Source organism: Euryhalocaulis sp. (genome assembly GCF_013911995.1).
Classification (GTDB): domain Bacteria; phylum Pseudomonadota; class Alphaproteobacteria; order Caulobacterales; family Maricaulaceae; genus Euryhalocaulis; species Euryhalocaulis caribicus.
Genome location: NZ_JACESD010000011.1, coordinates 37,351 through 62,311 on the forward strand (window position 1 = coordinate 37,351; position 24,961 = coordinate 62,311).

Below are 24,961 nucleotides of genomic sequence, written 5' to 3' on the forward strand. Positions count from 1 at the left end.
CGGCGGAATGTCTAGCGGTTTTCCTCAGGCCGCGCCAGAACCGATCAGGCGTCCAGCTTTTCCATGACGTCGTCGGAGATTTCGTAATTGCCGTAGAAGCTCTGCACGTCGTCGGAATCGTCCAGCGCGTCGAGAAGCTTCAGAAGCGTCCCGGCCTTGTCCTCATCCATCTCGATCGTGTTCTGCGGCCGCCAGATCATCTTGGTGGAGCTGGCCTCGCCCATGGAGCCTTCCAGCGCCGTGGAAACGTCGGCCAGGTCCTCGCGCACGGTGAAGACGACATGTTCGTCCTCTTCATGCACCACGTCCTCGGCGCCGGCCTCGATGGCGGCTTCCAGCATTTCCTCGTCGCTGGCCTTGTCGCGCGGATAGCGGATCTCGCCGACCTGATCGAACATGAAGCTGACCGCGCCCGTCTCGCCCAGATTGCCGCCATGCTTGGAGAAGGCGGCCCGCACTTCGGCGGCGGCGCGGTTGCGGTTGTCGGTGGAGACTTCGACGATGATGCCGACCCCGCCCGGTCCGAAACCTTCATAGCGGATGTCTTCATATTCGGCGACGTCATTGCCTGAGGCCTTGTCGATCGCCCGCTGGATATTGTCCTTGGGCATGGACTGGCCCTTGGCGTTGGCGATGGCCAGACGCAGGCGCGGATTCATGTCCGGATCGGGCGCGCCCATCTTGGCGGCCACGGTGATTTCCTTGGAAAGCCGGGAGAACAGCTTGGACCGCGCGGCGTCCTGACGCCCCTTGCGGTGCTGGATGTTCGCCCATTTTGAATGTCCGGCCATGGAGGTCTTTTCCTTGTGGTCTGAAAGCGCGCGCCGGAAAGGCCTCCTGATCAGGCCCGCATCGGCGCAGGTTTTCAATGAATTGCAGCTTTACGCCCCTAAATACGAAAGCCATCCGGCTTCGCCAAGGGGGCCGGTGCGCAGCGCCGCGTCTTTATGCGTAGGCGTAGGGCCCGCCCTTCTCCAGCGCGGCCTTGTAGGCCGGGCGCGCATGGATGCGTTTCAGGAAGTCTTTCAGGGCTGGGCGGCTTTCATATCCGGCGCGTTGCGCCCCGGCTTCGACAGGGAAGCTCATCATGATATCGGCCGCGGTCATGGCCTCGCCCGCGAACCAGCCTGTGTCCTGCACCGCCGCTTCCCAGTAATCGGCGTGCCTGACCAGTTGCGGGTCGACAAACGCTTTCTGCGCCTTGCCCAGAATGGCGTTGGCGAACGGCTTCATGAAGAAGGGCGCGCGCTTGGGGATTTGCGTCATCACCAGCTTCATGACCAGCGGCGGCATGGCGGAGCCTTCCGCATAGTGCATCCAGTAGCGATACGGCCAGTAATCGGCGTCGCCCTTCGCCGGGGTCAGGCGGCCTTCGCCGTACTTGTCCAGGATGTACTCCATGATCGGCCCGGTCTCGGCCAGCGTCAGCTCGCCGTCCACGATCACCGGCGACTTGCCCAGCGGATGCACCGCCTTGAGCGAGGGCGGGGCCAGCATGGTCTGTTTGTCCCGCTCGTGCCGGACGATCTCGTATTCCGCGCCCAGTTCCTCCAGCAGCCAGAGCACGCGCTGGGAACGGGAATTGTTCAGGTGATGGACGGTCAGCATCAGGGCGGCCTTTCATGGCTTGCTGCGGGACCCGCAAAGAAATGGGCCGCGCCGCGCGCTTGTAAACCCTGCCCCGCGCGTAAACGCGGTTACCGGTCCGAAGAGGGCCCGCCGCTATCCAGCGCGCCGCCAATGCGGATCGCCTCGGCGCGGGTGGCCAGGCCCGTGGCGTCGTCGGTTTCGACATACAGGCCGCACACCGTGCCTTCGCCGTCCGCCGGGCTGAACCGGCCCGAACGGATGCGGGAGGTGAAGCGCTGCAGCGGTTCGGACTTCTCCATGCCGATGACGGAATCATAATCGCCGGTCATGCCCAGATCGGTGATATAGGCCGTGCCCTCCGTCAGCACGCGGGCGTCCGCCGTCGGCACATGGGTATGGGTGCCGACCACCGCGCTGGCGCGGCCATCGCAGAACCAGCCCATGGCGTATTTCTCCGAGGTCGCCTCGGCGTGGAAATCCACGATCACCGCATCCGCCGCCGCGCCCAGCGGGCATGAATTCAGTTCCCGGTCCACCGCGTCGAACGGATCGTTCAGCGCGTCCATGCCGATACGGCCCAGCACGTTCATGACCAGAACCCGGCGGCCATCCGGCGCGTCATACAGGTTCGCGCCCGTTCCCGGCGCCTGCGCCAGCTCCGGATAATTGACCGGGCGCAGCAGGCGCGGTTCTCGTTCGATATAGGTCAGCGCCTCGGCCTGGTCCCAGGCGTGATTGCCAAGGGTCAGCACGTCCGCCCCCGCCTCGAACAGCTCCTCCGCCGTGCCTTCGGTAATGCCGAAGCCGTGCGCCGCGTTCTCCGCATTCACCACCACGAAATCCAGATTCAGCCGCTCGCGCAGGCCGGGCAGATGATCGCCCAGCGCCTGCCGGCCCGACCGGCCCATGATGTCTCCGATAATCGCAATTTTCATGCAGCCGGACTTAAGCCCGCGCGCCGCTCAAGTCGAGGCGCATGTCGTTCCCGCTTACAGGAGGCGTTCGCCCTTGCCCGTCTGGGCGCCGCGAAGGAAATCCTCCGCGTCCATCACGGGCCGCCCCTCGCGCTGCAGACGGGTCAGGCGCACCGCGCCCTCGCCCGTCCCGACCAGCAGCGCCGTATCCAGGACCTCGCCCGGCGCGCCGCTTTCCTCCGGCTCGTATTTCGATTGCAGCGCCTTGACCCGCGCCTTGCCTTTCGCGGTCTCGATCTCGAACCAGGCGCCGGGGAAGGGGGAGAGGCCCCGGATCAGGCGGTCGATTTCCTCGCCCGGCCGCGTCCAGTCTATGCGCGCCTCGGCTTTCTCGATCTTTCTGGCATAGGTCACGCCGTCTTCGCCCTGCGGCGTGGCGGTCAGACCGCCGCGCTCCAGCGCGGCCAGCGCGCGCGGCCACATATGGCTGCCCGTCTCCATCAGACGGTCATGCAGGCTGCCCGCCGTCTCGAACGGATAGATGCGCGCGGTTTCCGACAGCAGGATGTCGCCGGTGTCCAGCCCTTCCGCCATCTGCATGATCTGCACGCCGGTCATCGCGTCGCCCGCCATGATGGCGCGCTGGATCGGCGCCGCCCCGCGCCAGCGCGGCAGCAGCGAGGCGTGCAGGTTCAGGCAGCCGAACTCCGGCGCCTCCAGAATGGCGGGGGGCAGGATCTGGCCGTAAGCGACCACACAGGCCGCATCCAGCTCCAGCGCCGCAAAGCGGGCCTGTTCTTCTTCGCTTTTCAGGCTGTCGGGCGTGCGCACCTCGATGCCGAACCCCTCGGCCAGTTCATGCACCGGGGATTTGGTCATCTCGCGGCCGCGCCTTCCGGCGGGGCGGGGCGGCTGGGTATAGACGCAGGCCACGTCATGGCCCGCAGTAATGATCTCGGTGAGGGAGGGCGCGGCGAAGTCCGGCGTTCCCATGAAGGCGAGGCGTAGCGTCATGGCCGCTGTGATATAGCCTCGCCGCGCGCATTCAAGCCGCCCGACATGATAATGGAGCGGGCCATCTTCCATGACCCGCTCCATGATTTAAGCGTCAGACGCGGTAAAGCGGCGCGCCTAGAAGGTGGGTGTCATGCCTGTGGGTTCGGCGGCAGTCCGGTTGGACTGGCCGCGCACACGATCCATCAAGGCTTCATTGTCGTCCCGCTGCTCTTTCATTTCCGCCTTGGTCATGCAGACCTCCTCGGAAAAACGGCTGCCCACGGTCTGGACGCGCTCACAGATCAGCTGATCGTCCCCGGCGACCTTGGTTTCGCCGGAAGCCGCCATTTCATTCTGTGCGGCGCAGGCGCTGACGGCCAGCGCGGCGCCCGCCGCGGCGATGACGAGTTTCATATTCATGGTTTGCCCCTTTTCCCCTGTCGGGCCGCTGCGGCCCTTGATCAAGTCCCTTGCATAATAACCCCGACGCCCCTCTGCGGCCAGAGCGCGCCAGGCTTTGTAATAAAATAACAGGTGTAAGGGTTCGGGGTCTAGCCCTCCGCGCCCCAGGGCGGGGGCGGGGCCGCGACCGGCCGGGTCAGGTCAAACTCGGCCCGGAAGAAGCGGCCCGGGCGAGAGAGTTCGTAAACGAACGCATCGCCGGGATCGATTTCCAGCGCCCAGGTGTTCTGGGTGGAAACCGCCAGGCCTTCGCGCTGGAACAGCGTCTTGCTTTCGTCGTCGGCGGGAAATTCGACGCGCCCGGCAGTCGCCTCCGCGCTGTCGCCGCCATACATCGTCACCGCGTCCGGCGCGCCGTCTGTATGGCGGTGATCATGTTTCAAGCGCAGCCCGTCTTCCGTGCGGGTGACCACCCAGGTGCGCGAGCGGTCCTCGCCGACATGCAGCGGTATGCGGATTTCGTCCGCCGTACAGCCGCGCACATGCATGACCAGACGGTTTTCCTCGAACGGGTCGGTTCCGGCTTCAGGCTCGGGCCGGTTATCGGTGGCCTCGCCCTCATAGGCGTTGCCGCAAAGTTCGGAGAGGGCGGCAAAGAAGGCGTCCTCCTCCTGCCGGTCCGCCGCATCCTCGGACGCGCCGCAGGCCGCCAGGGCCAGCAGCGCCGGAACGGCCAGCGCGCGGCGGATCACAGCGCCGCGGCGTGATCGGCGGGCGCCTCGTCGGCTTTCAGCTTCTCCAGCTTCTTCACCTTCTGGATATAGCGCTGACGCTTCAGGCGGGAGAGATGATCGATGAACAGGACCCCGTTCAGATGGTCCATCTCGTGCTGGATGCAGACGGCGTACAGGCCGCTCGCATCCTCGACCACTTCCTTGCCGTCATAGTCCAGATAGCGGATCTTCGCCTCTGTCGGGCGCTCCACATCGTCATAGATGTCGGGCACGGACAGGCAGCCCTCCTGATAGGGGGCCTTGGTCTCGTTGGTTTCCAGAATTTCCGGGTTCACGAAATAGCGCGGCTGCGGCTCTTCGCCTTCTCCGGCAAGGTCCATCACGATAATGCGCTGGGGCACGCCGACCTGGATCGCGGCCAGGCCGATGCCCGGCGCGTCGTACATGGTCTCCAGCATGTCATCCATCAGCGCGCGCAATTCGTCCGTCACCCCGCCCTCGACCGGGTCGGAGACTTTCTTCAGGACCGCCAGATCGGCCGGGTCCGCGACAGTGAGAATTCGCCGTATCGCCATGATTTGAGGAGGTAAGCGCGCTGTGCCTTATGGTCAAGAAGGCTGGCGGTGTCCCTTGCGTAACGGGCGCGCTGCGCCAATATTCTACCGGGAATAGGGGTCTGCTATGAAAGCAGAAAGGAAAGTCTGACCAAAATGAACCAGTTCAACCGATCCTATGCGCCGCGCGGCGCCGCGGCAGGCTCGATGGATATGTCCGTCGACGCCGGTCTGCGCGCTTTCATGCTGGGCGTTTACAACAAGCTGGCGCTGGGCCTTGCGCTGTCGGCGCTTCTGGCCGCGGCCACGGTGTATTTCGCGCCGCTGCGCGATGCGCTCTACGTCATCTCGCCGTCCGGCCAGTTCCAGGGCATGACCCTGCTGGGCACGATCATCCAGTGGTCGCCGCTGGTGATGATCTTCATCGCCATGTTCGCGATGCGTAATCCCTCGCCGCGTCAGGCGGGCGCGCTCTACTGGGCGTTCGTTTCAACGATCGGCCTTGGCCTCGGCGTCTGGGCGTTCATCTATACCGGCGAATCGCTGGCCACGACCTTCTTCGTGACGGCCGCGGCCTTTGGCGGCCTGTCGCTGTTCGGCTACACGACCAAGCGCGACCTGTCGGGCATGGGCAGCTTCCTGATCATGGGCGTGATCGGCCTGGTGCTGGCCATGATCGTGAACATGTTCCTGCAGTCGCCGGCCCTGATGTTCGCCATCTCGGCCATTGGCGTGCTGATCTTCTCCGGCCTCATCGCCTATGACACGCAGCGCCTGAAGCACACCTATTACGCGCTGGGCGGCGATCAGGCCGCGATGAACGTGGCCACGTCCTTTGGCGCGCTGTCGCTGTTCATCAACTTCATCAACCTGTTCCAGTTTCTGCTCATGTTCATGGGCGGCAGCCGCGAATAGGCCTGTCTGAAGTCTGATATTTTCAGAAAACGCCCCGGCCTTCGCGCCGGGGCGTTTTTGTTTGCGGTCTTCGCTTCAGGCCGCGTCATGGAAGATCACTCCCAGCGCGTGACGTTGCCCGCTGCGCAGGCGGCTGACCCCGTGCCGCAAGTTCAGGCGGTAGATCCCGCGCTTTCCTTCCGCCGGCCGGTGATGCACGGCGAACACCACGCCGTCGCCCTGCCGCAACGGGGCGACCTCGGCCCGTGATTGCGCGCGGGGCCGCTGTTCGGTCATCACGAATTCGCCGCCGGTAAATTCCTCGCCGGGTCGGGACAGCAGCACCGCCGCCTGCACGGGGAAGACCTGTTCGCCGTAAAGATCCTGATGCAGCCGGTTATAATCGCCCGGCCCATAGCGCAGCATCAGCGGCGTCGGGCGCGTCTGGCCGGCCTCATGGCAGCGGTCCAGATAGGCGGCGTGATCGTCAGGATAGGACGCATCCTGTCCCAGCGCCGCGCTCCAGCGATTGGCGATGGCGGCAAGCGGGGGGTAGAGCGCGGCGCGCAGCTGCGCGACCGGATCCGGCAGCGGATAGGCGAAATATTGATACTCGCCCTGTCCGAACCCGTGCCGCGCCATCACCACGCGGCTGCGGAACAGGTCTCCCTCATCATACAATCCGCGCAGCGACCGGCATTCCTCTTCGCTCAGAAGGCCGGGCATGACGGCGCATCCGAATGCGTCCAGCGCGCCTTCGATCTCTCCCCAGTCCTGTCTGCCAATCCGTCTGGCCATTTGCGTCATTGCTTTTCCTTTGCGCCGCTTGATCTCAGTCGTCAGGGGACCATGACGCGTCCCGCCGGCGGGCGCATTCCGATCCTTGCGGCGCCTGCGGGATGGACCGGCGCGGCAGGAGTGATACATCCACGCCATGACAGACACCGAAAAACCCGCCGGCGACCGTATCGCCAAGGTCATTGCCCGCGCGGGCATCGCCTCGCGCCGCGATTCAGAAAAGCTGATTACCGAAGGCCGCGTGACGGTGAACGGCAAGACCCTCAAAAGTCCCGCCCTCAATGTCACCGAAGATGACGAGATCGCGGTTGATGGCGAGGTTCTGAAGCGGGACATCCCGCCGCGCCTGTGGCGTTATCACAAGCCGGAAGGCCTGCTGACCACCCACAAGGACCCGGAAGGGCGCAAGACCGTCTTCGACTCCCTGCCCGCGGGCCTGCCGCGCGTCATCTCGGTCGGGCGTCTGGACATGAATTCCGAAGGCCTGATGCTGCTGACCAATGACGGCGATCTGGCGCGCCTGCTGGAGCACCCCTCCACGGGCTGGACCCGCCGTTATCGCGCCCGCGCTTTCGGCCGGGTCACGCAGGCCCGTCTGGACAGCCTCAAGAAGGGCGTCGAGGTCGATGGCGTGAAATATGGTCCCGTCGAGGCGAAGATCGAGCGCGAGACCGCCTCGCATCTCTGGATCACCGTGGCGATCAAGGAGGGCAAGAATCGCGAGGTCCGCAAGGTTCTGGACTCCGTCGGCCTGAAAGTGAACCGCCTGATCCGCACCGCCTATGGCCCGTTCCAGCTGGGCAGTCTGGGCGCGCGGGAGGTCGATGAAGTCGCCCGCCGCGTCCTGAAGGACCAGCTGCCCCGCGAATTCCGGCGGAAACTTTAAGGCCGCGCGGAACTTCGCGGCCCCGGCCGGGGTTGTCAGTGATCGCCGCCGCGATCCGGAAAGTCCGCCCGCAAGATGTCACGCACCCAGATCTATCGCCGCGCCGCGCAGGCCGGCCTGTTCGCCCGCGCCGTAGTCTACACGCTGCTGGCCGCGCTGGCGCTGGATGCGGTGTTCGGCGTTGGCGGATCCGGCAATCCTGACCCGACTACGGCTTTCCGCACGCTGGAAAAAGCGCCCGCCGGCCAGATGGCGCTCGCCGTGCTGGGCGCCGGGCTGATCACCTACGCCCTCTGGCGCCTGATACAGGCTTTCATGGATGCGGAGGATGAAGGCCGGGACGCCGCCGGTCTGATTTCCCGCCTTGGCATGCTGACCAGCGGGGTCAGCCATTTCCTGCTGGGCGTGTCCGCCTTCGCGATTCTCGCCACCGCCGGGGCGGGCGACAGTCCGGGCGGGGGCGATACGCAGGCCGCGGCCCGCTTTCTCCTGCAACAGCCTCTGGGCCGTTTTGCGCTGGCCCTGGCCGGACTGGCGCTGGCCGGCTCCGGCGCGGCGCAGATCTGGCGCGCCTGGACCCTGCAATATGAGGAGGCGATGCGCGCCGCGCCAACAGTGCGGCGGCTTCGCCCCGTCACGCGGTTCGGCGTTGGCGGACGCGGCCTGATCTTCATCCTGATCGGCGGCTTCATCGTGCTGGCCGCTTTAGAGGCCGACGCCAGCGAAGCGAAAGGTCTCGCCGGGACGCTCGGCTGGTTGCGCCAGCAGCCCTATGGCGAGGCGTTCTATATTCTGGCCGGGCTCGCCCTGCTGGGCTATGCGGTCTATTCGGTGGTGGAGGCGCTCTATCGCCGCATCACGCCGCCGGATTCCGTCACCAAGAGCTGAGCAGACGAAGGCCTTATGAGAATCGTATCGGGCCGCTTCAAGGGACAGCCTATCGCCGCGCCGAAGGGCCGCGACACCCGCCCCACTTCCGACAAGGCCCGCGAATCCCTGTTCAACATTCTCGCCCATGCCGGCTGGGCGCCGGATCTGGACGGCGCGCGCGTGATCGACCTGTTCGCCGGCACCGGCGCGCTGGGGTTCGAGGCGATCTCCCGCGGCGCGGCCTTCGCCCTGTTCGTGGAGACCGATTCCGCGGCCCGCGGCGCCATACGGGAGACGATCGACACGCTCTCCCTGTTCGGCATCACCCGCCTGCACCGCCGCAGCGCCACCGATCTCGGGCCCAAGCCCGCCGGTCTCGGCTCCCCCTTCAATCTCGCCTTCCTCGACCCCCCCTATGGCCAGGGGCTGGTGGAGGCGACGCTTCCGGGCCTACTCTCGGGCGGCTGGCTGACCAGCGACGCCCTGATCATCGCCGAGGTCGGCAAGCGGGAAGACGTGGACGCGCCGGGCGTGGAGATTATCGATGAACGTAGCTACGGCGCGGCAAAGCTCTATTTCATGAAGGCCGCACAACAGGAGGACTGACGCATGGCGCTCAATATTCCCGTTTTCTATGGCTCCTACCGCCGCGACCGGAAGGGCATCCGCCTCGCCCGCTACATCGTCTCCAGACTGGAAGCGCGCGGCGACCGGCCGGAGCTGATCGATGCGATGGATGTCGGCCTGCCCATCCTCGACCGCATGTACAAGGAATATGACAAGGGCGAAGCGCCGGAGGCGATGGAGCGCGTCGCGGAGTCTTTACGCAAGGCCGACGCCTTCATCATCGTCTCGGGCGAATATAATCAGGGCGTCCAGCCGGGCCTGAAAAACCTGATGGATCATTTTCTCGAGGAATATTTCTGGCGCCCCTCCGGCATCGCCACCTATTCGATGGGCCGCTTCGCGGGCGTGCGGGCCATGATGAACTGGCGGACCAGCCTCGCCGAAATGGGCATGCCGTCCGTCTCGCAGGTCTTCTCCGTCGGCCAGATCCACAAAACCCTGTCGGAAGACGGCGAACCCACCGATCAGGCGCATGACGGGTTCGAAAAAAGCTTCACCCGCTTTGCCGACGATCTTGCCTGGTGGGCCGAAGCCGCAAAGGCCCAGCGCGCGAAGAAGGACCCGCCCTACTAGCGAAGAAAAGCTAGAGTTTCTGAGGAGGTAAAGTTTTTGCTATTATCACGCTTTGCCGGATGGATTCTGTTGATAGCCATTTTATTTTTAGTGCTTCTGAGGGTGCTGCAAATTTCCCCAGATGAGCAATCGGCATTGGATGAATATAAATCTGCATGGGTCCAGTTGGAGGATTACAGCAGAGAGCTTCCTTATCCAAACGTCCGTTATTCATATTTCGGTTATACTTCCAATGATTGGGCGGTTGTGTCCTTCCATAAAATTTCTGAGCGGTGGTTGATCAGGCGAGTATCTGAGGGTGGTGGAGTAGAATCTATATTATGGGCTGGTTCGGAGAATTGTCCTCCGGTGGAAAATGTATTGCTTGACCTCGAAGATATCGAACTTCCGTGGATTGATGTTCAAGGAATTGGGCGCTCACCTGAAAAATTTATAGCTGTAGGTGATGGGGTTCTGCATCGTATAGCGGTGAATGGAATGTATGAACCATATACGTCAGAGTTGCAGGTTTCCTCCAATGCTCATACGCCAGTAAATGCATGGGTGCGGAAAACTGAGGAAGCTCTTGCGAATTGTTGGAGTCCAAGGCGCCCATATTAATAAATGATGCTTACAAGTCATGAGACTTTTATTTCCATCTTAGTGCTCCAAAGACCGATTTAAGGTTGAAGAAGGCCCTTCGTGGAAACCCTCGCCTTCGCCCTTCTGTCCGCCGCCATCCTTCTCTATGGCGGGTTCTCGCGCGTGCTTCAGAACCGCAGCGTGACCGCCCCCATGGCGTTCGCGGCTCTGGGCCTGCTCATGAGCGACGCGGTCTTCGGAACGCTGGACGCCAGCGTGCCCGAGCGCGTGATCGAGCTTGTCACCGAACTCACCCTCGTCCTCGTCCTGTTCGCGGACGCCGCCCGCGTGCGCGTCTCCGCCCTGATGCGGGAAGGCTCGATCCCCGCCCGCATGCTGCTGATCGGCCTGCCGCTGGCGGTGGCGCTCGGCGGACTTGCCGCTCATGCGCTGTTTCCCCAGCTCGGCTGGGCGGAAGCGATGCTGCTGGGCGCGGTTCTGGCGCCGACCGACGCCGCGCTGGGTCAGGCGGTGATCACCGATGACGCGGTCCCGGCGCAGGTGCGCCAGACGGTCAATGTCGAAAGCGGCCTCAATGACGGGCTGGCCCTGCCCATGGTCTTCATCCTGCTGGCCTTCGTGGCGCCGGACGAGGCCTCGCGCGGCGCATGGGGCTGGGCCGGGTTCGCGGGCCAGCAGATCGTGTTCGGCGCCGCGGCCGGGCTGCTGGCCGGCGGACTGGGCGGCAAATGGGTGGAGGTCGCGGTGACGCGCGGCTGGATGACCGAGGGGTTCGAAAAGCTCAGCGCCGTCGGCCTCGCCCTGATCGCTTTCGCCGCCGCCGAACTGATTGGCGGCAACAGCTTTATCGCCGCCTTCGCGGCCGGTCTTGCGCTGGGCGCGTTCGCCGGGCGCGTCTGTGAGGCCGTGGCCGATTTCGGCGAAACGGAGGGCCAGCTTCTCAGCCTCATCACCTTCGCCATTTTCGGCTTTGCCCTGCTGCCCGGCGCGCTGGCCGCGCTGGACTGGCGCATCGCCGTCTTCGCCGCGCTCAGCCTCATCGCCATCCGCCCGCTCGCCATCTGGCTCAGCCTCGCGGGCGTCCGGCTGCATCTCTCCACCAAGCTGTTTCTCGGATGGTTCGGCCCGCGAGGCCTGGCCAGCATCGTCTTCGCGGTCATCGTCGCGGGCCGGACGGACTTCGCCGCGCAGGACCTGATCCTGAACGTCGCCGCCATCACGGTCGCCCTCAGCATCCTCGCCCACGGCCTCAGCGCCCGCCCGCTGGCGCGCCTCTATGTCGGCCGCATCTCCGGCCTGAAGGCTGACTCGCCTGAAATGCGGGAGTTCGAGGAAATCGAGCCCAGCCCCGCGCGCTTCCGCATCGACAAGGGCTAGCGCCGGCCGAACAGCCGCTCGATGTCCTTGAGTTTCAGTTCCACGTAAGTCGGGCGGCCGTGATTGCACTGGCCGGAATGGGGGGTGGCTTCCATCTCGCGGAGGAGGGCGTTCATCTCCGCACCCGCCAGCCGCCGCCCGGCGCGCACGGAGCCGTGGCAGGCCATCGTCCCGCAGACCTCGCCCAGCTTCTCTTTCAGCGACAGCGCCTCATCATAATCGGCGATCTCGTCGGCCAGATCGCGCAGCATTCCGCCCGCATCCAGCTTGCCCAGCAGCGCGGGAACTTCCCGCACCGCCACCGCTCCCTCGCCAAATGGTTCGATCACAAGCCCCAGCTCGGCCAGCTCATGGCTGCGCTCCAGAAGCCGCCGCGCATCGTCCGGCTCCAGATCGACAATCTCGGGGATCAACAGCGATTGCCGCTCCACGCCCTTGGCGTCCAGCGCCACCTTCATCCGCTCATAGACCAGCCGCTCATGCGCGGCGTGCTGGTCCACGATCACGATGCCGTCTTCGGTCTGGGCGACGATATAGGTCTCGTGCAGCTGCCCGCGCGCCGCGCCCAGCGGGCGCGCCGTCAGCGGGACTTCTTCCTCGGCGCGGTATTCGCCCTCAGGCGGCGCTTCACCGTCCCCGCGCGGCCGCCAGTCCTCTTCCGGCGCCTCCACCCGCGCCGAATATCCATCCACCAGCGCCTGATCGTAATCGGGCCGCGGCTCGGGCCGCCATGCCGGGGCCGCGCTTCCCGCGCCGCCGCCGCCGCGATACGGCGCGGAGGGGTAGGGCCGCGCCCCTTCCGGCTGCGCCGCGCCCAGCGCGAAGCCCGAGACGGTGGTGGAGGCGCGATGCCCCGCCCCGGCCAGCGCATGGCGCAGGGCGGAGATCAGCAGCCCGCGCACATTTCCGGAATCGCGGAACCGCACTTCCGCCTTGGCGGGATGCACGTTCACGTCCACGCGCTGCGGCTCCACGTCCAGGAACAGCGCCACCACCGGGTGGCGGTCGCGCGCCAGGAAATCCTGATAGGCGGCGCGCACCACGCCGTTCAGCATCCGGTCCTTCACCGGCCGCCCGTTCACGAACAGATATTGATGCCGGGACGAACCGCGGCTGAAGGTCGGCACGGCGGCAAACCCGGTCACCCGCGCGCCCTCCCGCTCGGCGTCGATCTCCAGCGTATTGTCCCCGAACTCCCGGCCCAGGATCGCCGCCAGCCGCGCCTTGCGCCCGGCCTCGTCGTCGCTTTTCTCCGGATTGAGGGAGAGGGTGGAGCGGCCATTAACGTTCAGGGTGAAGCCCGCATCGGCCCGCGTCATGGCCAGTTGCCGCACAACGTCCGTGACCGCCATGGTCTCGGAGCGTTCGGTCTTGAGAAATTTCAGGCGCGCGGGCGTGGCGTAGAACAGGTCCCGCACCTCCACGCGCGTTCCCGAATGACCCAGCGTCGAGGCCGGTTTCACCGGCCGCATTTCCCCGCCGTCAATCTCCAGCCGCCACGCCTCGCCCAGATCGGCGGATTGCGAGGTGATCGCCAGCCGCGCGATGGAGCCGATGGAGGGCAGAGCCTCGCCCCGGAACCCCAGCGAGCCTATGGCCAGAAGGTCATAGCGCCCTTCCTCGTCGGGCGAGAGTTTGGAGGTCGCATGGCGCTCCAGCGCCAGCGGCAGTTCCTCGGCGCTCATCCCGCGTCCGTCATCATTGACCTGTATCAGGCGCGTTCCGCCGCCCTCTATCCGCACCTCGATACGGCGCGCGCCGGCGTCCAGCGCGTTCTCGACCAGCTCTTTCACCACGCTGGCGGGGCGTTCGATAACCTCGCCCGCCGCGATGCGGTTGACGGTTTCAAGGGGGAGACGGCGAATCGTCATAAGGGCGGAAGCGTCGATCCGCGCCGCGATTCGATCAAGGGCGGCGCGCCGCGCCGCCCACAGAAATTGTTGTCAGATGAATCCTAGAGGCCCGGCAGTTTGGAAACCACGCCGCGCCGGCGCTCGATTTCGACCTCGCCGCCGCCCGTCGCCTCGGTGATTTTCTCAAGACGTTCGGCTTCTTCCTCGGAATCCAGCGCGGTCGTGTCGCCGCTTGCGCCATTGCCGCGCCAGAACAGGATGCGGTCGGCAAAGCTGCGCTGCTTGTAGGTGATGCCGGAAACCTCGCGGTCCAGCTCGACCCGCACGGAGTTGTCGGTCGAAAGCCCGCCCGCCTGCGCCACCAGCGCCTGCTCGGCGTCGGAGGCGTCGGCCACGCTCTGCGCGCCCAGCAGCGCGGTTTGCGCCTGCTGGTTGGTCGCCTGTTCGCGCGTTTCGCCCGGACGCGGCGGCTGCAGATTATATTCCGGCGGCACCACCAGCGGCGGCTTGGTGACCACTGCGAACTCGTCGGGCTTGGCCTTGCCGCCGCCGACGGCCCGGGACAGGCTCGAACAGCCCGGCAGCGCCAGGGCGAGGGCGGGAAGGAGAAGCAGGAAGCGTTTCATATCAGCGGCCTTGCAGAATTAAGTCGTCCGGTGTTCTAGCCGAGATCGGCGGGTGCGGCCAAGAGAGGTTTCAGGCCTTCTTTTCCGTCTCGTCATTATTGAGCACGAAATCCAGCAGAAGAAAGGCGACGCCGATAGAGATCGCGGCGTCCGCCACATTGAAGACGTAAGGGAAATAAAGGTCGGAAAAGTCGAAGAAATCGATCACGTAGCCGCGCGTCACGCGGTCGATCAGGTTTCCGATCGCCCCGCCGATAACCAGCCCCAGCCCCAGCGCCAGCGTCCGCCGCTCCGTCTGGCGCAGCCACCAGGCCAGCATGGCGGCGACGCCCAGCGCGAACGCGGACAGCAGCCAGCGGCCAATCCCGTCGGCCTGGAACATGCCAAAGCTCACGCCCCGGTTTTCCACCATGGTCAGGCTGAAAAACGGCAGCACCTCGATCGTGCGGCGGATGGGAAGCTGGATGCCATACAGGATCCACATCTTCACGATCTGGTCGGCGATAATGATGGCCGCGGCGATAAGCCCGCCCAGCATCGGGGGCTTGATCCTATCCATGGGCCGCGTCCCATTCCCGCACCGCCTCGGCGTCGCGCGGCGTGATGTCCGGATAGTCCGGCTCCGCGGTGGAGGGGTCGAAATATTTCCATGACCGCTGGCATTTCACGCCCTCGGCCTTGCCCGGAACCACGGCGATGTCCGCCGTTTCTTCCGGGTCGCGCCACGCCTCTTCTGGCGCGGCCTTTTCGCTCAGCTTCGCCTGAGAGGTGATGAACAGATCGGCCAGGAAGGCGTCCGCGCCCGCCTCGCCGCGCTGGCGCTCGATGGCGTCCAGATAGGCCTTGTCGGCGATATGCACGGTCGGCGCGGCTTCCAGCGATGCGCCGATGCGTTTCTCGCGCCGCTCCACCTCCAGCGCCCCGGTCACCACGCGCCGCATCCGGCGCAACAGCTTCCAGTCTTCGGCCAGCGCCTCATCGCGCCAGCCGTCCGGAGTCTCGGGGAACAGGCGCAGATGCACGCTGTCGTCCTCGCTCGGGAAGCGGGACAGCCAGACTTCCTCCATCGTGAACGGCATCAGCGGCGCCAGCCACGCGCTCAGCCGGTCGAACACCGCGTCCATCACCGTGCGGCAGGCGCGGCGGCGGACCGAATCCAGCGGATCGCAATAAAGCGCGTCCTTGCGGACATCCAGATAGAAGGCCGAAAGGTCGATGGTGCAGAAATTGAACAGGGCGGAGAAGGCGCGCTTGTAGTCATAGGCCGCATAGGCCTCGCGCACCGTCCCATCCAGCTCCGAGAGACGGTGCAGGACCCAGCGGTCCAGCGCCGGCATCTCGTCCCGCGCCACGCGCTCGGACTGCTCGAACCCGTCCAGACCGCCGATCAGATAGCGCAGCGTGTTGCGCAGCTTGCGGTAGGAATCGGCCGCCGACTGGATGATCTCCGGCCCGATGCGCAGATCGTCGGTAAAGTCGGAGAAGGCGACCCAGACGCGCAGGATTTCCGCGCCATACTGTTTCGCCACTTCCTCCGGCGCGATCACATTGCCCAGCGACTTGGACATCTTGCGCCCTTCGCCGTCCATCACGAAGCCATGCGTCAGCACCGCATCATAGGGCGCGCGCCCGCGCGTGCCGGACGATTCCAGCAGCGAGGACTGGAACCAGCCGCGATGCTGGTCGGAGCCTTCCAGATACAGGTCCGCCGGCCATTTCAGGCCCCACGGCTTCAGCACGAAAGCGTGGGTGGATCCGGAATCGAACCACACGTCCAGGATGTCGGTCACCTTCTCCCATTCGGTGGCGTTATAGGCGTCGCCCAGGAACTCCGCCGGCGAGGTGTCGAACCAGGCGTCCGCGCCGCCCGCGCGCACCGCGTCCAGGATGCGTTCATTGACGTCAGGATCGCGCAAATACTGGCCGTTATCCTTGTGCACGAACAGGGTCAGCGGCACGCCCCACGCCCGCTGGCGGGAGATCAGCCAGTCGGGCCGGTCCTCGACCATCGCGGTGATGCGGTTCTCGGCCTGTTTCGGCGTCCATTTCGTGGCGCCGATCGCCTCCAGCGCCTTCTCGCGCAGGCCATGCTCGTCATCCAGCGCGATGAACCACTGCTCGGTATTGCGGAACAGCACCGGCGCCTTGGAGCGCCAGGAATGGGGATAGGAATGCTCCATCCGTCCGCGCGCCAGCAGGCGGCCCGCCTCGATCAGCGCCTTGATGATATTGTCATTGGCGCGGCCGAACTGGCCGGTCTTCTTGCCCTCGGTGCGGATGATCTCGTCGCCCCCGAACAGCGGCACGCTGTCATAGAACCGCCCGTCCGGGCCGACCGTCTGCGGGATCTCGTGATGGCCGTGGGCGCGCCAGACGGCGTAGTCCTCCTGACCATGTCCCGGCGCGGTGTGCACGAAACCCGTGCCCGCATCGTCGGTGACGTGATCGCCTTCCAGCAGCGGCACGGCGTAATTCCAGTGGCCGTGCGCCTCGTCCGGCTGATAATCGCGGAACGGGTGGGCGCATTCCAGGCCGGACGGGTCGACGTCCTGAATGCGCGTGGACCCGGTGATCTTCGCCGCGGCGGCGACCTCGTCCCACAGCTTGTCGGCGACCAGCAGGCGGTCGCCCGGCGCCGCCCAGGGCTGGAAATCCGAATCGTCGACCGCCGTGACCTCATAGAGGCCATAGGCGATGTCGTCGGCATAGGAGATCGCCTTGTTGGCCGGGATCGTCCAGGGCGTCGTCGTCCAGATGATGATGTCCGCGTCGACCACCGCTTCCGGCCCGTTCACCACCGGGAATTTCACCCAGATGGTGGGCGAGACATGGTCGCGATATTCGACCTCCGCCTCGGCCAGCGCGGTCTGCTCCACCGGCGACCACATCACCGGCTTGGAGCCGCGATACAGCATCCCGGAGGTCGCGAATTTCAGGAATTCCTCGACAATCACGGCCTCGGCCTCGAACGCCATCGTGGTGTAGGGGCGGTCCCATTCGCCGTTCACGCCCAGCCGCTTGAACTCTTCGCGCTGCACGTCCAGCCACTTGTCGGCGAAGGCGCGGCACTCGGCGCGGAATTCATTGATCGGGATGTCGTTCTTGTTCTGGCCCTTGGCGCGGTAGGCTTCCTCGACCTTCCACTCGATTGGCAGGCCGTGGCAGTCCCAGCCCGGCACGTAGGGCGCGTCATAACCCGCCATCTGGCGCGAGCGGACGACAAAATCCTTCAGGATCTTGTTCATCGCCGTGCCGATATGGATATGCCCATTGGCGTAGGGCGGGCCGTCATGCAGGACGAATTGCGGCCGTCCCTTCGATTCCTCGCGCTGGCGCTCGTACAGCTTGATGTCGTCCCAGCGCTGCAGCCACTCGGGCTCCTTCTTGGGCAGCCCGGCGCGCATGGGAAAATCGGTCTTGGGCAGGAACAGGGTGTCGCGGTAGTCCCGCGCGCCCTCTTTATTGTCAGGCGTGTCGCTCATAGCGGTCTTAATAACGTCTCAGATTGTCAGGCAAAGCGTATAAGGCGTCCCGGCGCCGCGAAAGAGTCAGCGGGCCGGGCGGGTAATTCGGATGCAGTCCGGAATGAGGCGATACGCAGTCATCGTGGAAGGGCATTACCAAGCCGCCGGGAATCCGGCAAGCTGACAGGCCTTCAAACGGCTGACAGGGGCGCCGCGCCATGGCTGACAAGAAAGTCGAGATCACCGACCAGCTCACCCGCCTCAATCTGCAAGTGGTCGCGATGGAGCATATCCTGATGCGCCTGGTGGTGATGTCCGCGCCCAGGGATCACGAGGAATGGATGGAGCGTCTGGCCCAGGTCACGCGCCGCGACGTCGCCATGTGGTACGCCCCCAACCTCACCGACGAGCAGAACGAGGCCGCCCGCGACATCGTCGCCGACCATGTCGACCGCCTGATGCACAGCGTCATCGACATGACGACCAGGCACTAGGCGTTCAGCAAAGCCCGCGCCTTCTCGCCGTCGCGCTCCATTTCCGCGACCAGCGCGTCCACCGAGTCGAACTTTTCCTGCCCGCGGATGAAGCCGGCGAAGGCCGTCTCCACGCGCTTGCCGTAGAGATCGCCTGAGAAGTCGAACAAATGAACCTCGAAGCGTTCGTCCTTGCCTTCCACGGTCGGGCGCAGGCCGAGGCTCGCCACGCCCGGTCGCCACGCCTCTTCGCCGTCGATGCGGCAGCGCACGGCATAGACGCCGTGCAACGGGCGCAGATAGTCGCCCATCTCTATATTCGCCGTGGGCCAGCCCAGCTCCCGGCCCAGCCTGTCGCCGCCGATCACCTCGCCGTCGATCCGCCAGTCATGGCCCAGAATTTCGGTTGCCAGCGCCACGTCGCCGTCCTTGAGCGCGTCCCGCACGCGGGTGGAGGAGGCCACGCCCCCGCCGGCCTCGACCGGGGCGACCGCCGCCACCTCGAACCCGTATTGCCTGCCGAAGGCTTCCAGCGCCGCCACGTCGCCCGCGCGGTCCTTTCCGAAGCGGAAATCCTCGCCCACCGCCACGCGCACCGCGCCCAGTCCTTCGCTCAGAATGTCCCGCGCAAAGGCTTCCGGCGCGGTTTCCCGCAAATCCTCGTCGAAGGGCAGGGCGAACAGATGGTCCGCGCCCGCCGCGTCCAGCAATTCTGCGCGCATGGCGTTGCTGGACAGACGGAAGGGCGGGGAATCCGGCGCGAAGAAGCGGCGCGGATGCGGGTCGAACACGGCGGCGGCCAGCGGCGCGCCCTCCTTGGCCGCGGCGGCCAGAACCGCGCGGTGGCCCTTATGGACGCCGTCGAAATTGCCCAGCGCCACGGCGCATCCGCGCGCCGCATCGGGCAGGCCCGTCCAGCCCCGGTGAACCTGTATCGCGGCGGCGTTCAACGGCGGGGTCCGCTCTAGCCTTCGCGGCGCGGCACGACCACGTGCGCGATGCCGGAGACCGCCGGCTTGCCATTGGCCAGGCACTTCACCTTCATGGTCACGCGCCGCGTCTTCTCGTTGATCTCGGCAACCTCGGCCACCGCTTTCACGTCGGAGCCGACCGGCACCGGGCGGCGGAAGCGCAGCTCCATCCCCGTGAAGATCGCCCCCGGTCCGGGTAGGATATTGCCCAGAACGGCGGAGATATAGGAGGCCGTCAGCGCCCCGTGCGCGATGCGCGTGCCGTAAACGGTGGTTTTGGCGTATTCCTCGTCGACATGGACCGGGTTGCGGTCGCCGGTCAGCTCGGCGAAGGCGTTCACAGCCTTTTCGTCGACCAGCGCGTCCCACTCGGCCGTCTGGCCGACTTCCAGGTCTTCCAGATATTTGTACTCGGGCTGCTCCAAGGCGCGTCCCCCTCTTAAAGCATCGGCGTTATGACTCGCCGGCTTTTCAAATTGCTGCGGCTGGGGCGGTGTTTTAACGCAGCCCGCGCGCGGCGCAATGAAGCGGCGCCGCCCTACCAGGCCAGCGCCGCCGCCGCATAGCGCGCGGTCAGCCCGCGCTCTTTCAGTTTGCGGTCCAGCGCGTCGATATCTACGCCCGCCGCGCTGCTGACTTCCGCGCCGTGGATTCCCCCGCCGATGAACAGCGCGTCCACGCCCTGCCCGTTCGCCCCGGCGATGTCGTTGCCCAGGCTGTCGCCGATGGCCAGGATCCGCTCCCGCGGCACGGCGCGCCCCGCCGTTTCGTTCAGCCGCTCGAAGGTCAGGCGATAGATCGCCTCATGCGGCTTGCCGGCCAGAACCACTTCGCCGCCCAGCTTTTCATAGAGCTGCGCCAGCGCCCCCGCGCACCAGATCGTGGCATCGCCGCGCTGCACCACGATGTCGGGATTGGCGCACACCATGGGCAGGCCCCGCTCCGCCGCGCGGCTCAGCAGTTCGCGGTAATCCTCCGGCCCCTCGGTCGCATCGTCCACCAGCCCGGTGCAGGAGATGAACGCCGCCTTGTCGATCCCGGCAAAGTCCAGCCCGGTGCCGTCATAGATCGGCTCGTCCCGCGCCGGGCCCAGCTTGTAGGCCGGCCCGGGCGCGCGATGTTTCAGCTCGTCCTGCGTGGCGTCGCCGGAGGTCACGATCAGGTCGCTGATATCGCGTGGCGCGCCCAGCTGCGCGAACTGCGCCGGGATTTCCGAAGACGGGCGCGGAGAGTTGGAGATCAGCGCCACCGGCCCCCGCGTTTCCTGAAACCGGCGGATCGCCTCGATCGCCTCATCAAACACGTCGCGGCCATTATGGATCACGCCCCAGATGTCGCACATCAGGGCGTCGTAATCGCCCGCAACGTCTCGAAGCCGGGGCAGGGGTCGGGGAAGGCTCATGGGGGCGGGTTAGCCGCCCCGCATGACAATATCAATGCGGGTCAGTGCATCGCCGCCGCGCGCGGAATATCGGCATGGGTCGGCGTGGCGATGGGGGCGTGGGTCTCGGTCAGCGCGTCCTCGCGGATCGGGCGCGGCTCGCCGAACAGATGCCCCTGGCCGAACGCGGCGTCGAGGTCGAGGATTTCCACGACCGTGGCCTCGGTCTCGATCTTCTCGGCGATCAGCTCGATGCCGAAGCGCGCCAGGTGGCCGACATAGTCTTCCGGCGACACGTCCATCATCTCCGCCCCGCCCAGCAGGCGCTCGACCAGGATCTCGCCCGGCACCTTGAAGAATTTCACGCCGGCCCGGCGCATGTCGGCAAAGTCGGCGGACAGGTCCGTGGCGTGGTCGATGGAGAAGCGGAAGCCGAAATCGGCCAGCCGCGCCATGTTGCGCGCCGCCTCCGGGCTGCGCCGCAGGAAGGAATCCTGCCCGATCTCGAAGATCAGGGAGCTGGAAAGGTCGGAATTCTGCCGCATGAAATCCATGAATTGCGGGAAGAAATCCGGGTCTTCCAGCGATTCCGGGGACAGGTTGCAGAACACCCCCGTCTGGCGGTCCTTGGCCGAAAGCCGCCGCACGATCTGCACGCAGCGGAACAGCAGCAGATTGTCGATGGCCGTCATCAGGCCCGCATCCATGGCCACCTTCAGGAATTCGCCCGGCATCACCACCCGGCCCGACGCATCGCGCAGCCGCGTATAGCTCTCATAGAAGGAAACCCGGCGCTGCGGCAGCGAGACGATGGGCTGCAGATACAGATCCACCCGGTTCTCCTGCAGCGCCTCGCGCACTACGGACAGCATATCCTCATTCGGCGCCCCGCCGCTCGCCGGGCGCCGCGCGGCCCCGCCCGCCGGCATCCGCTCGCCCATGCGCTCGATCAGCGTCTCTATAACTTTCATCTCGCTGACCAGCGCGCGCTCGCGCTCCTCGCCGCGCACCGCGAAATCCTCGGTGATTTCCTTCAGGCGCGCCGCGGTTTCCGTCGCCGCCTTCTCCAGCCGCGTCTGCTCCTTGCGCAGCTTGGCGATATCCTTGCGCACGTCATGGCGGAAACTGTTGCTGGACCCGGCCAGATGAAGCTGCAGGCACAGCAATATGCCCGCCGCCGCCACGATCATCGTGCCCACCGGCGGCACCCCGAAAATCCGCATCAGGGCCAGCGCGCCCACGCAGCACGCCATCGAATAGGTCAGGGTCAGCAGAATATCGATCAGGCGCGGCATCGGCGGATTCCGTGTGATGAACAGGACTCTGCCACGCTTGTCCCATGCCCTGCTTTATAGAGCGTTAACCATATTCTCTTGTCAGCGCCCCCATGCGGTTTAGGGTGCGGCGCAACACGAACAGCCAATCAAGAAAAATGGGGAGGCCGCCCTTGTCCGCGTCCAGTCTTTTCGATCTTTCCGGCAAAGTCGCCGTCGTCACCGGCTCTTCCCGCGGCATTGGCCGCGCCATCGTTGAACAGATGGCCGCCGCCGGCGCCAATGTCGTCGTCTCTTCCCGCAAGGCGCCCGCCTGTCAGGAAGTGGTCGACGCCATCAACGAAAAAGAGGGCCGCGAAGCCGCCATCGCCATCCCGGCCAATATTTCGGACAAGGACGCCCTCCAGCGCCTTGTGGACGAGACCCGCGCCAAGTGGGGCAAGATCGACATTCTGGTCTGCAACGCCGCCTCCAACCCGCATTTCGGCTCGATGCTGGAAATCGACGACGAGGCCTTCGACAAGGTCCTCTCCAACAATATCAAGTCCAATCACTGGCTCAGCCAGATGGTGCTGCCCGAAATGGCGGAGCGCGGCGAGGGCGCCATCGTCATCATCTCCTCGATCACCGGCGTTCAGGGCTCCTCGGTCATCGGCACTTATGGCATCTCCAAGGCCGCCGACATGCAGCTCGCCCGCAATATCGCCTCCGAATTCGGCCCCAAAGGCGTGCGCGCCAACGCCATCGCGCCCGGCCTCATCAAGACCGATTTCGCCCGCGCCCTGTGGGAAAACCCCGAGATCCTCAAACAGGTCACCTCCAAGGCCCCGCTCAAGCGCATCGGCATGCCGGACGAGATCGCCGGCGCCGCCGTCTTCCTCGCCTCCCCCGCCGGCGCCTTCATGACCGGCCAGACCCTGGTCATCGACGGCGGCGTGGATATCGCGGAGAGCGGGTTCTAGTTATCTTTGATTGGCGATTCATACTGCGACTAAGCGGAGCGTTTCTCGCGACTGTAGTCGCGGCATGCATCCTCCTCTGGGTTCTCGTTTACGCAGCAGGTTTCGCTATTGCTCTGCAGCATACCGGCCCTCACGAGGAGTGGGATAAGCGCTATGCCGCAGCAATCCAATCTGGCGATTGCGACGCCGCTGCACGTTATATTCTTGCCGGACTTGCTGCTTCATATCGAGCGGCCGCGATTGATGCGCGAGATAGCTTGCAGAATGACGTCTGTGCAGACGCCATTCGTGAAGCCTTTGGTGGAGAAAACGAAAGACTTTCTGGGAACCTCGAAGATACTTTGCAGACGTTCGCTACGGAGGGCGGCCTCCATGCGGAGATAGGTGCGTTTCGTTCTTCCACGTTTTTCGCGTTAAAGCAGACGGCTCTGCACGGGAACGCGCCGTTCTGGTGGGGTTTTTTAGCGCATACCCGCCCGCAATGCTTTGCTCTTTATGTGGACCCATTGAGCCCATCGACAGCATTTAGCCCCGAAGCGCTGGATGCAGGTCTGAGCGGGGAGTCACCGGATCTGGACGCAATAAATGAATTCCGGATCGCTAGGAGAGAGGTCTGTCTCAAGAAATTTCGGAACGCTGCGAGAAGGACTGACTGGAACAATACCGAAGAGACTTTGTCGGCTTGCTGGTTGATGGCCCCGCATAAACCTAGGGAAGAACAACCGCCGAAATGTCAGAAGGCCTTCAATAAAAAATATTCTCTTGGGAAACAGGGCTAACGCTCTCCAGCGTTGACACCGGAGAGCGGTTTCTAGGGGACAGTTTCGCGAATTTCCGGAGGAAGTTTCGTCTTCTGAACCCCGCCTTCGAGACGCCCTGACGGGCTCCTCAGGCTTGGGTCTGGGTCAGCTGAACGGTAATAACCGCTACCCTCAGCATAAGTCTTCCCCTGAGGAGCCGCGCCTTCAGGCGCGGCGTCTCGAAGGGCCGTCACAGAAGGCAACGCGCCCTCCTCGTCACCCACCATTGTCATCCCGGACTTGATTTAAGGATCCAGGCGGACAAGAGCGCAAGCTTTGCCTGGATCCCGCATCGCGGCTCCGCCTTGTGCGGGATGACAAAATAGGGGGACAAACCACAAAATATCAGACCGGGTCCGCGCCGCCCCCATAATCCTCCCTGTTCGCCGTCATGAGGGGCCTTGCTAGCTGGTCATCAAGGGACGGTCGGATGCGGCGCCGGAGCCGGGGCGGATTTGACCTTCCGCATACCGTTTCCGGCCTGTCGCCGGGAACTGCGGAGGAAAACGGCCGCAAACCCAGCCGGTCAGGCAGGAACAGACGCCGCGCGGCGCGCTCTTTCGTAAGACGCACCCGCATGCAATGCCTTCTATCCTTGAACGGCATGTTGCGCCTTCACGGATAGCGCGCCGCACCCCCCCATCCCTCCGCCGGATTTTTCCGCGCGGAGCCAGAGCTATTTCACCCTCGCCCCTTAAGAAGGGGAGAGGGCAATGAAGTCCCAAAGGCCGAAGGGCTTTGGATGACTGAATGGGAGAGGGGTGGTCAGACGACTACGCGCAACCCTCCCAGGACCCCCTCTCCCTTTCGCGCAAAGCCAAGCCGCTTACGCGCCTTGGGCGCTCAAAACCCTCTCCCCCTTGCGGGGCGAGGGACGTCACGGGAACCAAACCCGGCCCGGAGAGCTTCTCCAGCCACTCGATATTTCCAAGGGGGAAGCCGCCATGACCCGAATACTTGCCGCCGCCGCTCTGGCCGCCTTCGCGCTCGCCGCCTGCGACACCGTTACCAAGGGCACGCCCGCCGGTCCCATCGCCACGGCCTGCGAAGACAATCTGGGACTGGGCGAGGGCGTCTGCGCCTGTATCGAGCGCAAGGCCGCCGGCGACCTCTCCGACGACGCCTATGACTTCCTCGCCGCCAGCCTGTCGGGCGATAATGACCGCGCGGACGGCCTGCAGCGCGATCTCAGCGTGTCGGAGGCGACGGCCGCCAGCATGATCATGGTCACCGCGCCCGCCGCCTGCATGTCGGAAGGCTAGGGACGTTTTTTTTCTTTGGCCCCTCTTGATCTGAACCGGGCTTGAGGTTGCAGGCTGCGCTTTCATTTCTTCTGAACAGCGCCCGGAAACCTCATGAC

General features: G+C 65.1%; 27 protein-coding genes. 11 read left to right on the top strand and 16 right to left on the bottom strand.

Annotated elements, in window-relative coordinates; translation table 11 throughout:
* Positions 1-44 precede the first annotated feature (44 nt).
* The 7 genes from H2040_RS04650 to def all read right to left on the bottom strand — a co-directional run bounded on the left by H2040_RS04650 (position 45) and on the right by def (position 5,211).
* The gene (locus H2040_RS04650) at positions 45-791 is read right to left on the bottom strand and encodes a YebC/PmpR family DNA-binding transcriptional regulator (protein WP_027068265.1); all 747 of its coding nucleotides are present in this window, start codon (positions 789-791) and stop codon (positions 45-47) included.
* Between the two features lie 154 nt (positions 792-945).
* The gene (locus H2040_RS04655) at positions 946-1,608 is read right to left on the bottom strand and encodes a glutathione S-transferase family protein (protein WP_287154948.1); all 663 of its coding nucleotides are present in this window, start codon (positions 1,606-1,608) and stop codon (positions 946-948) included.
* An 89-nt stretch (positions 1,609-1,697) separates the two neighbouring features.
* Entirely contained in the window at positions 1,698-2,525 is an 828-nt protein-coding gene (locus H2040_RS04660) for a TIGR00282 family metallophosphoesterase (RefSeq protein WP_022697119.1), read from the bottom strand.
* 54 nt (positions 2,526-2,579) lie between these two features.
* Positions 2,580-3,518, bottom strand: a complete 939-nt coding sequence (fmt, locus tag H2040_RS04665; RefSeq protein ID WP_287154952.1) for a methionyl-tRNA formyltransferase — start codon at positions 3,516-3,518, stop codon at positions 2,580-2,582.
* Between the two features lie 117 nt (positions 3,519-3,635).
* Positions 3,636-3,920 carry a hypothetical protein gene (locus tag H2040_RS04670; RefSeq protein ID WP_152485807.1) on the bottom strand — a complete coding sequence of 95 codons (285 nt, stop codon included), beginning with the start codon at positions 3,918-3,920 and terminating at the stop codon, positions 3,636-3,638.
* Positions 3,921-4,051: 131 nt separating this feature from the next.
* Entirely contained in the window at positions 4,052-4,651 is a 600-nt protein-coding gene (locus tag H2040_RS04675) for a hypothetical protein (protein ID WP_502709326.1), read from the bottom strand.
* Complete coding sequence (def, locus tag H2040_RS04680) at positions 4,651-5,211, bottom strand: peptide deformylase (RefSeq protein ID WP_022697123.1); 561 nt, start codon at positions 5,209-5,211, stop codon at positions 4,651-4,653. The genes H2040_RS04675 and def overlap by 1 nt, the downstream gene beginning before the upstream one ends.
* Before the next feature lie 135 nt (positions 5,212-5,346).
* Between def and H2040_RS04685 the strand changes: the two genes are divergently transcribed.
* Positions 5,347-6,105, top strand: coding sequence for a Bax inhibitor-1/YccA family protein (locus tag H2040_RS04685; RefSeq protein WP_022697124.1), 759 nt, complete (start codon positions 5,347-5,349; stop codon positions 6,103-6,105).
* A 75-nt stretch (positions 6,106-6,180) separates the two neighbouring features.
* On the opposite strand, the gene H2040_RS04690 is transcribed toward H2040_RS04685, so the two are convergent.
* Entirely contained in the window at positions 6,181-6,882 is a 702-nt protein-coding gene (locus H2040_RS04690; protein WP_287154977.1) for a 2OG-Fe(II) oxygenase, read from the bottom strand.
* 136 nt (positions 6,883-7,018) lie between these two features.
* On the opposite strand from H2040_RS04690, the gene H2040_RS04695 reads away from it, so the two are divergent.
* The 6 genes from H2040_RS04695 (at position 7,019) to H2040_RS04720 (ending at position 11,797) form a co-directional block, all read left to right on the top strand.
* Positions 7,019-7,768 (top strand): pseudouridine synthase, encoded by a 750-nt coding sequence (locus tag H2040_RS04695; protein ID WP_287154984.1) that lies wholly within the window; start codon positions 7,019-7,021, stop codon positions 7,766-7,768.
* A gap of 75 nt (positions 7,769-7,843) precedes the next feature.
* Positions 7,844-8,656 carry a DUF1206 domain-containing protein gene (locus tag H2040_RS04700; protein ID WP_287154991.1) on the top strand — a complete coding sequence of 271 codons (813 nt, stop codon included), beginning with the start codon at positions 7,844-7,846 and terminating at the stop codon, positions 8,654-8,656.
* A gap of 15 nt (positions 8,657-8,671) precedes the next feature.
* Entirely contained in the window at positions 8,672-9,244 is a 573-nt protein-coding gene (gene rsmD / locus H2040_RS04705; RefSeq protein WP_287154994.1) for a 16S rRNA (guanine(966)-N(2))-methyltransferase RsmD, read from the top strand.
* A 3-nt stretch (positions 9,245-9,247) separates the two neighbouring features.
* Positions 9,248-9,838, top strand: coding sequence for an NADPH-dependent FMN reductase (locus tag H2040_RS04710; RefSeq protein ID WP_287155003.1), 591 nt, complete (start codon positions 9,248-9,250; stop codon positions 9,836-9,838).
* Positions 9,839-9,874: 36 nt separating this feature from the next.
* Entirely contained in the window at positions 9,875-10,438 is a 564-nt protein-coding gene (locus H2040_RS04715) for a hypothetical protein (protein WP_287155011.1), read from the top strand.
* Between the two features lie 81 nt (positions 10,439-10,519).
* Positions 10,520-11,797 carry a cation:proton antiporter gene (locus tag H2040_RS04720; RefSeq protein ID WP_287155028.1) on the top strand — a complete coding sequence of 426 codons (1,278 nt, stop codon included), beginning with the start codon at positions 10,520-10,522 and terminating at the stop codon, positions 11,795-11,797.
* Here the strand turns inward: H2040_RS04720 and mutL are convergent.
* From mutL to ileS, 4 genes are all read right to left on the bottom strand, one after another.
* The gene (gene mutL / locus H2040_RS04725; RefSeq protein ID WP_287155038.1) at positions 11,794-13,668 is read right to left on the bottom strand and encodes a DNA mismatch repair endonuclease MutL; all 1,875 of its coding nucleotides are present in this window, start codon (positions 13,666-13,668) and stop codon (positions 11,794-11,796) included. The genes H2040_RS04720 and mutL overlap by 4 nt on opposite strands.
* 83 nt (positions 13,669-13,751) lie before the next feature.
* Complete coding sequence (locus H2040_RS04730) at positions 13,752-14,276, bottom strand: DUF3035 domain-containing protein (RefSeq protein ID WP_022697131.1); 525 nt, start codon at positions 14,274-14,276, stop codon at positions 13,752-13,754.
* A gap of 70 nt (positions 14,277-14,346) precedes the next feature.
* A complete protein-coding gene (lspA, locus tag H2040_RS04735) occupies positions 14,347-14,835 on the bottom strand; it encodes a signal peptidase II (protein ID WP_051122699.1) in 489 nt (162 codons plus the stop codon).
* Complete coding sequence (ileS, locus tag H2040_RS04740) at positions 14,828-17,758, bottom strand: isoleucine--tRNA ligase (protein ID WP_287155075.1); 2,931 nt, start codon at positions 17,756-17,758, stop codon at positions 14,828-14,830. Before ileS ends, lspA begins: the two co-directional genes overlap by 8 nt.
* A 200-nt stretch (positions 17,759-17,958) precedes the next feature.
* Between ileS and H2040_RS04745 the strand changes: the two genes are divergently transcribed.
* Positions 17,959-18,234, top strand: coding sequence for a hypothetical protein (locus H2040_RS04745; protein ID WP_287155077.1), 276 nt, complete (start codon positions 17,959-17,961; stop codon positions 18,232-18,234).
* Here the strand turns inward: H2040_RS04745 and H2040_RS04750 are convergent.
* From H2040_RS04750 to H2040_RS04765, 4 genes are all read right to left on the bottom strand, one after another.
* Positions 18,231-19,163, bottom strand: a complete 933-nt coding sequence (locus tag H2040_RS04750) for a bifunctional riboflavin kinase/FAD synthetase (RefSeq protein ID WP_287155079.1) — start codon at positions 19,161-19,163, stop codon at positions 18,231-18,233. The genes H2040_RS04745 and H2040_RS04750 overlap by 4 nt on opposite strands.
* Before the next feature lie 14 nt (positions 19,164-19,177).
* Complete coding sequence (locus H2040_RS04755) at positions 19,178-19,609, bottom strand: MaoC family dehydratase (RefSeq protein ID WP_022697136.1); 432 nt, start codon at positions 19,607-19,609, stop codon at positions 19,178-19,180.
* A gap of 113 nt (positions 19,610-19,722) precedes the next feature.
* Complete coding sequence (locus tag H2040_RS04760) at positions 19,723-20,586, bottom strand: TIGR01459 family HAD-type hydrolase (RefSeq protein ID WP_287155082.1); 864 nt, start codon at positions 20,584-20,586, stop codon at positions 19,723-19,725.
* Between the two features lie 41 nt (positions 20,587-20,627).
* Positions 20,628-21,860: an EAL domain-containing protein gene (locus H2040_RS04765; protein ID WP_022697139.1), complete on the bottom strand. Its 1,233-nt coding sequence runs from the start codon at positions 21,858-21,860 to the stop codon at positions 20,628-20,630.
* Between the two features lie 152 nt (positions 21,861-22,012).
* Between H2040_RS04765 and H2040_RS04770 the strand changes: the two genes are divergently transcribed.
* The 3 genes from H2040_RS04770 to H2040_RS04780 all read left to right on the top strand — a co-directional run bounded on the left by H2040_RS04770 (position 22,013) and on the right by H2040_RS04780 (position 24,863).
* Positions 22,013-22,801, top strand: coding sequence for an SDR family NAD(P)-dependent oxidoreductase (locus H2040_RS04770; protein ID WP_287155085.1), 789 nt, complete (start codon positions 22,013-22,015; stop codon positions 22,799-22,801).
* A 257-nt stretch (positions 22,802-23,058) separates the two neighbouring features.
* Complete coding sequence (locus H2040_RS04775; protein ID WP_287155087.1) at positions 23,059-23,580, top strand: hypothetical protein; 522 nt, start codon at positions 23,059-23,061, stop codon at positions 23,578-23,580.
* Between the two features lie 965 nt (positions 23,581-24,545).
* Positions 24,546-24,863 (top strand): hypothetical protein, encoded by a 318-nt coding sequence (locus H2040_RS04780; protein ID WP_022698329.1) that lies wholly within the window; start codon positions 24,546-24,548, stop codon positions 24,861-24,863.
* Positions 24,864-24,961: the final 98 nt, after the last annotated feature.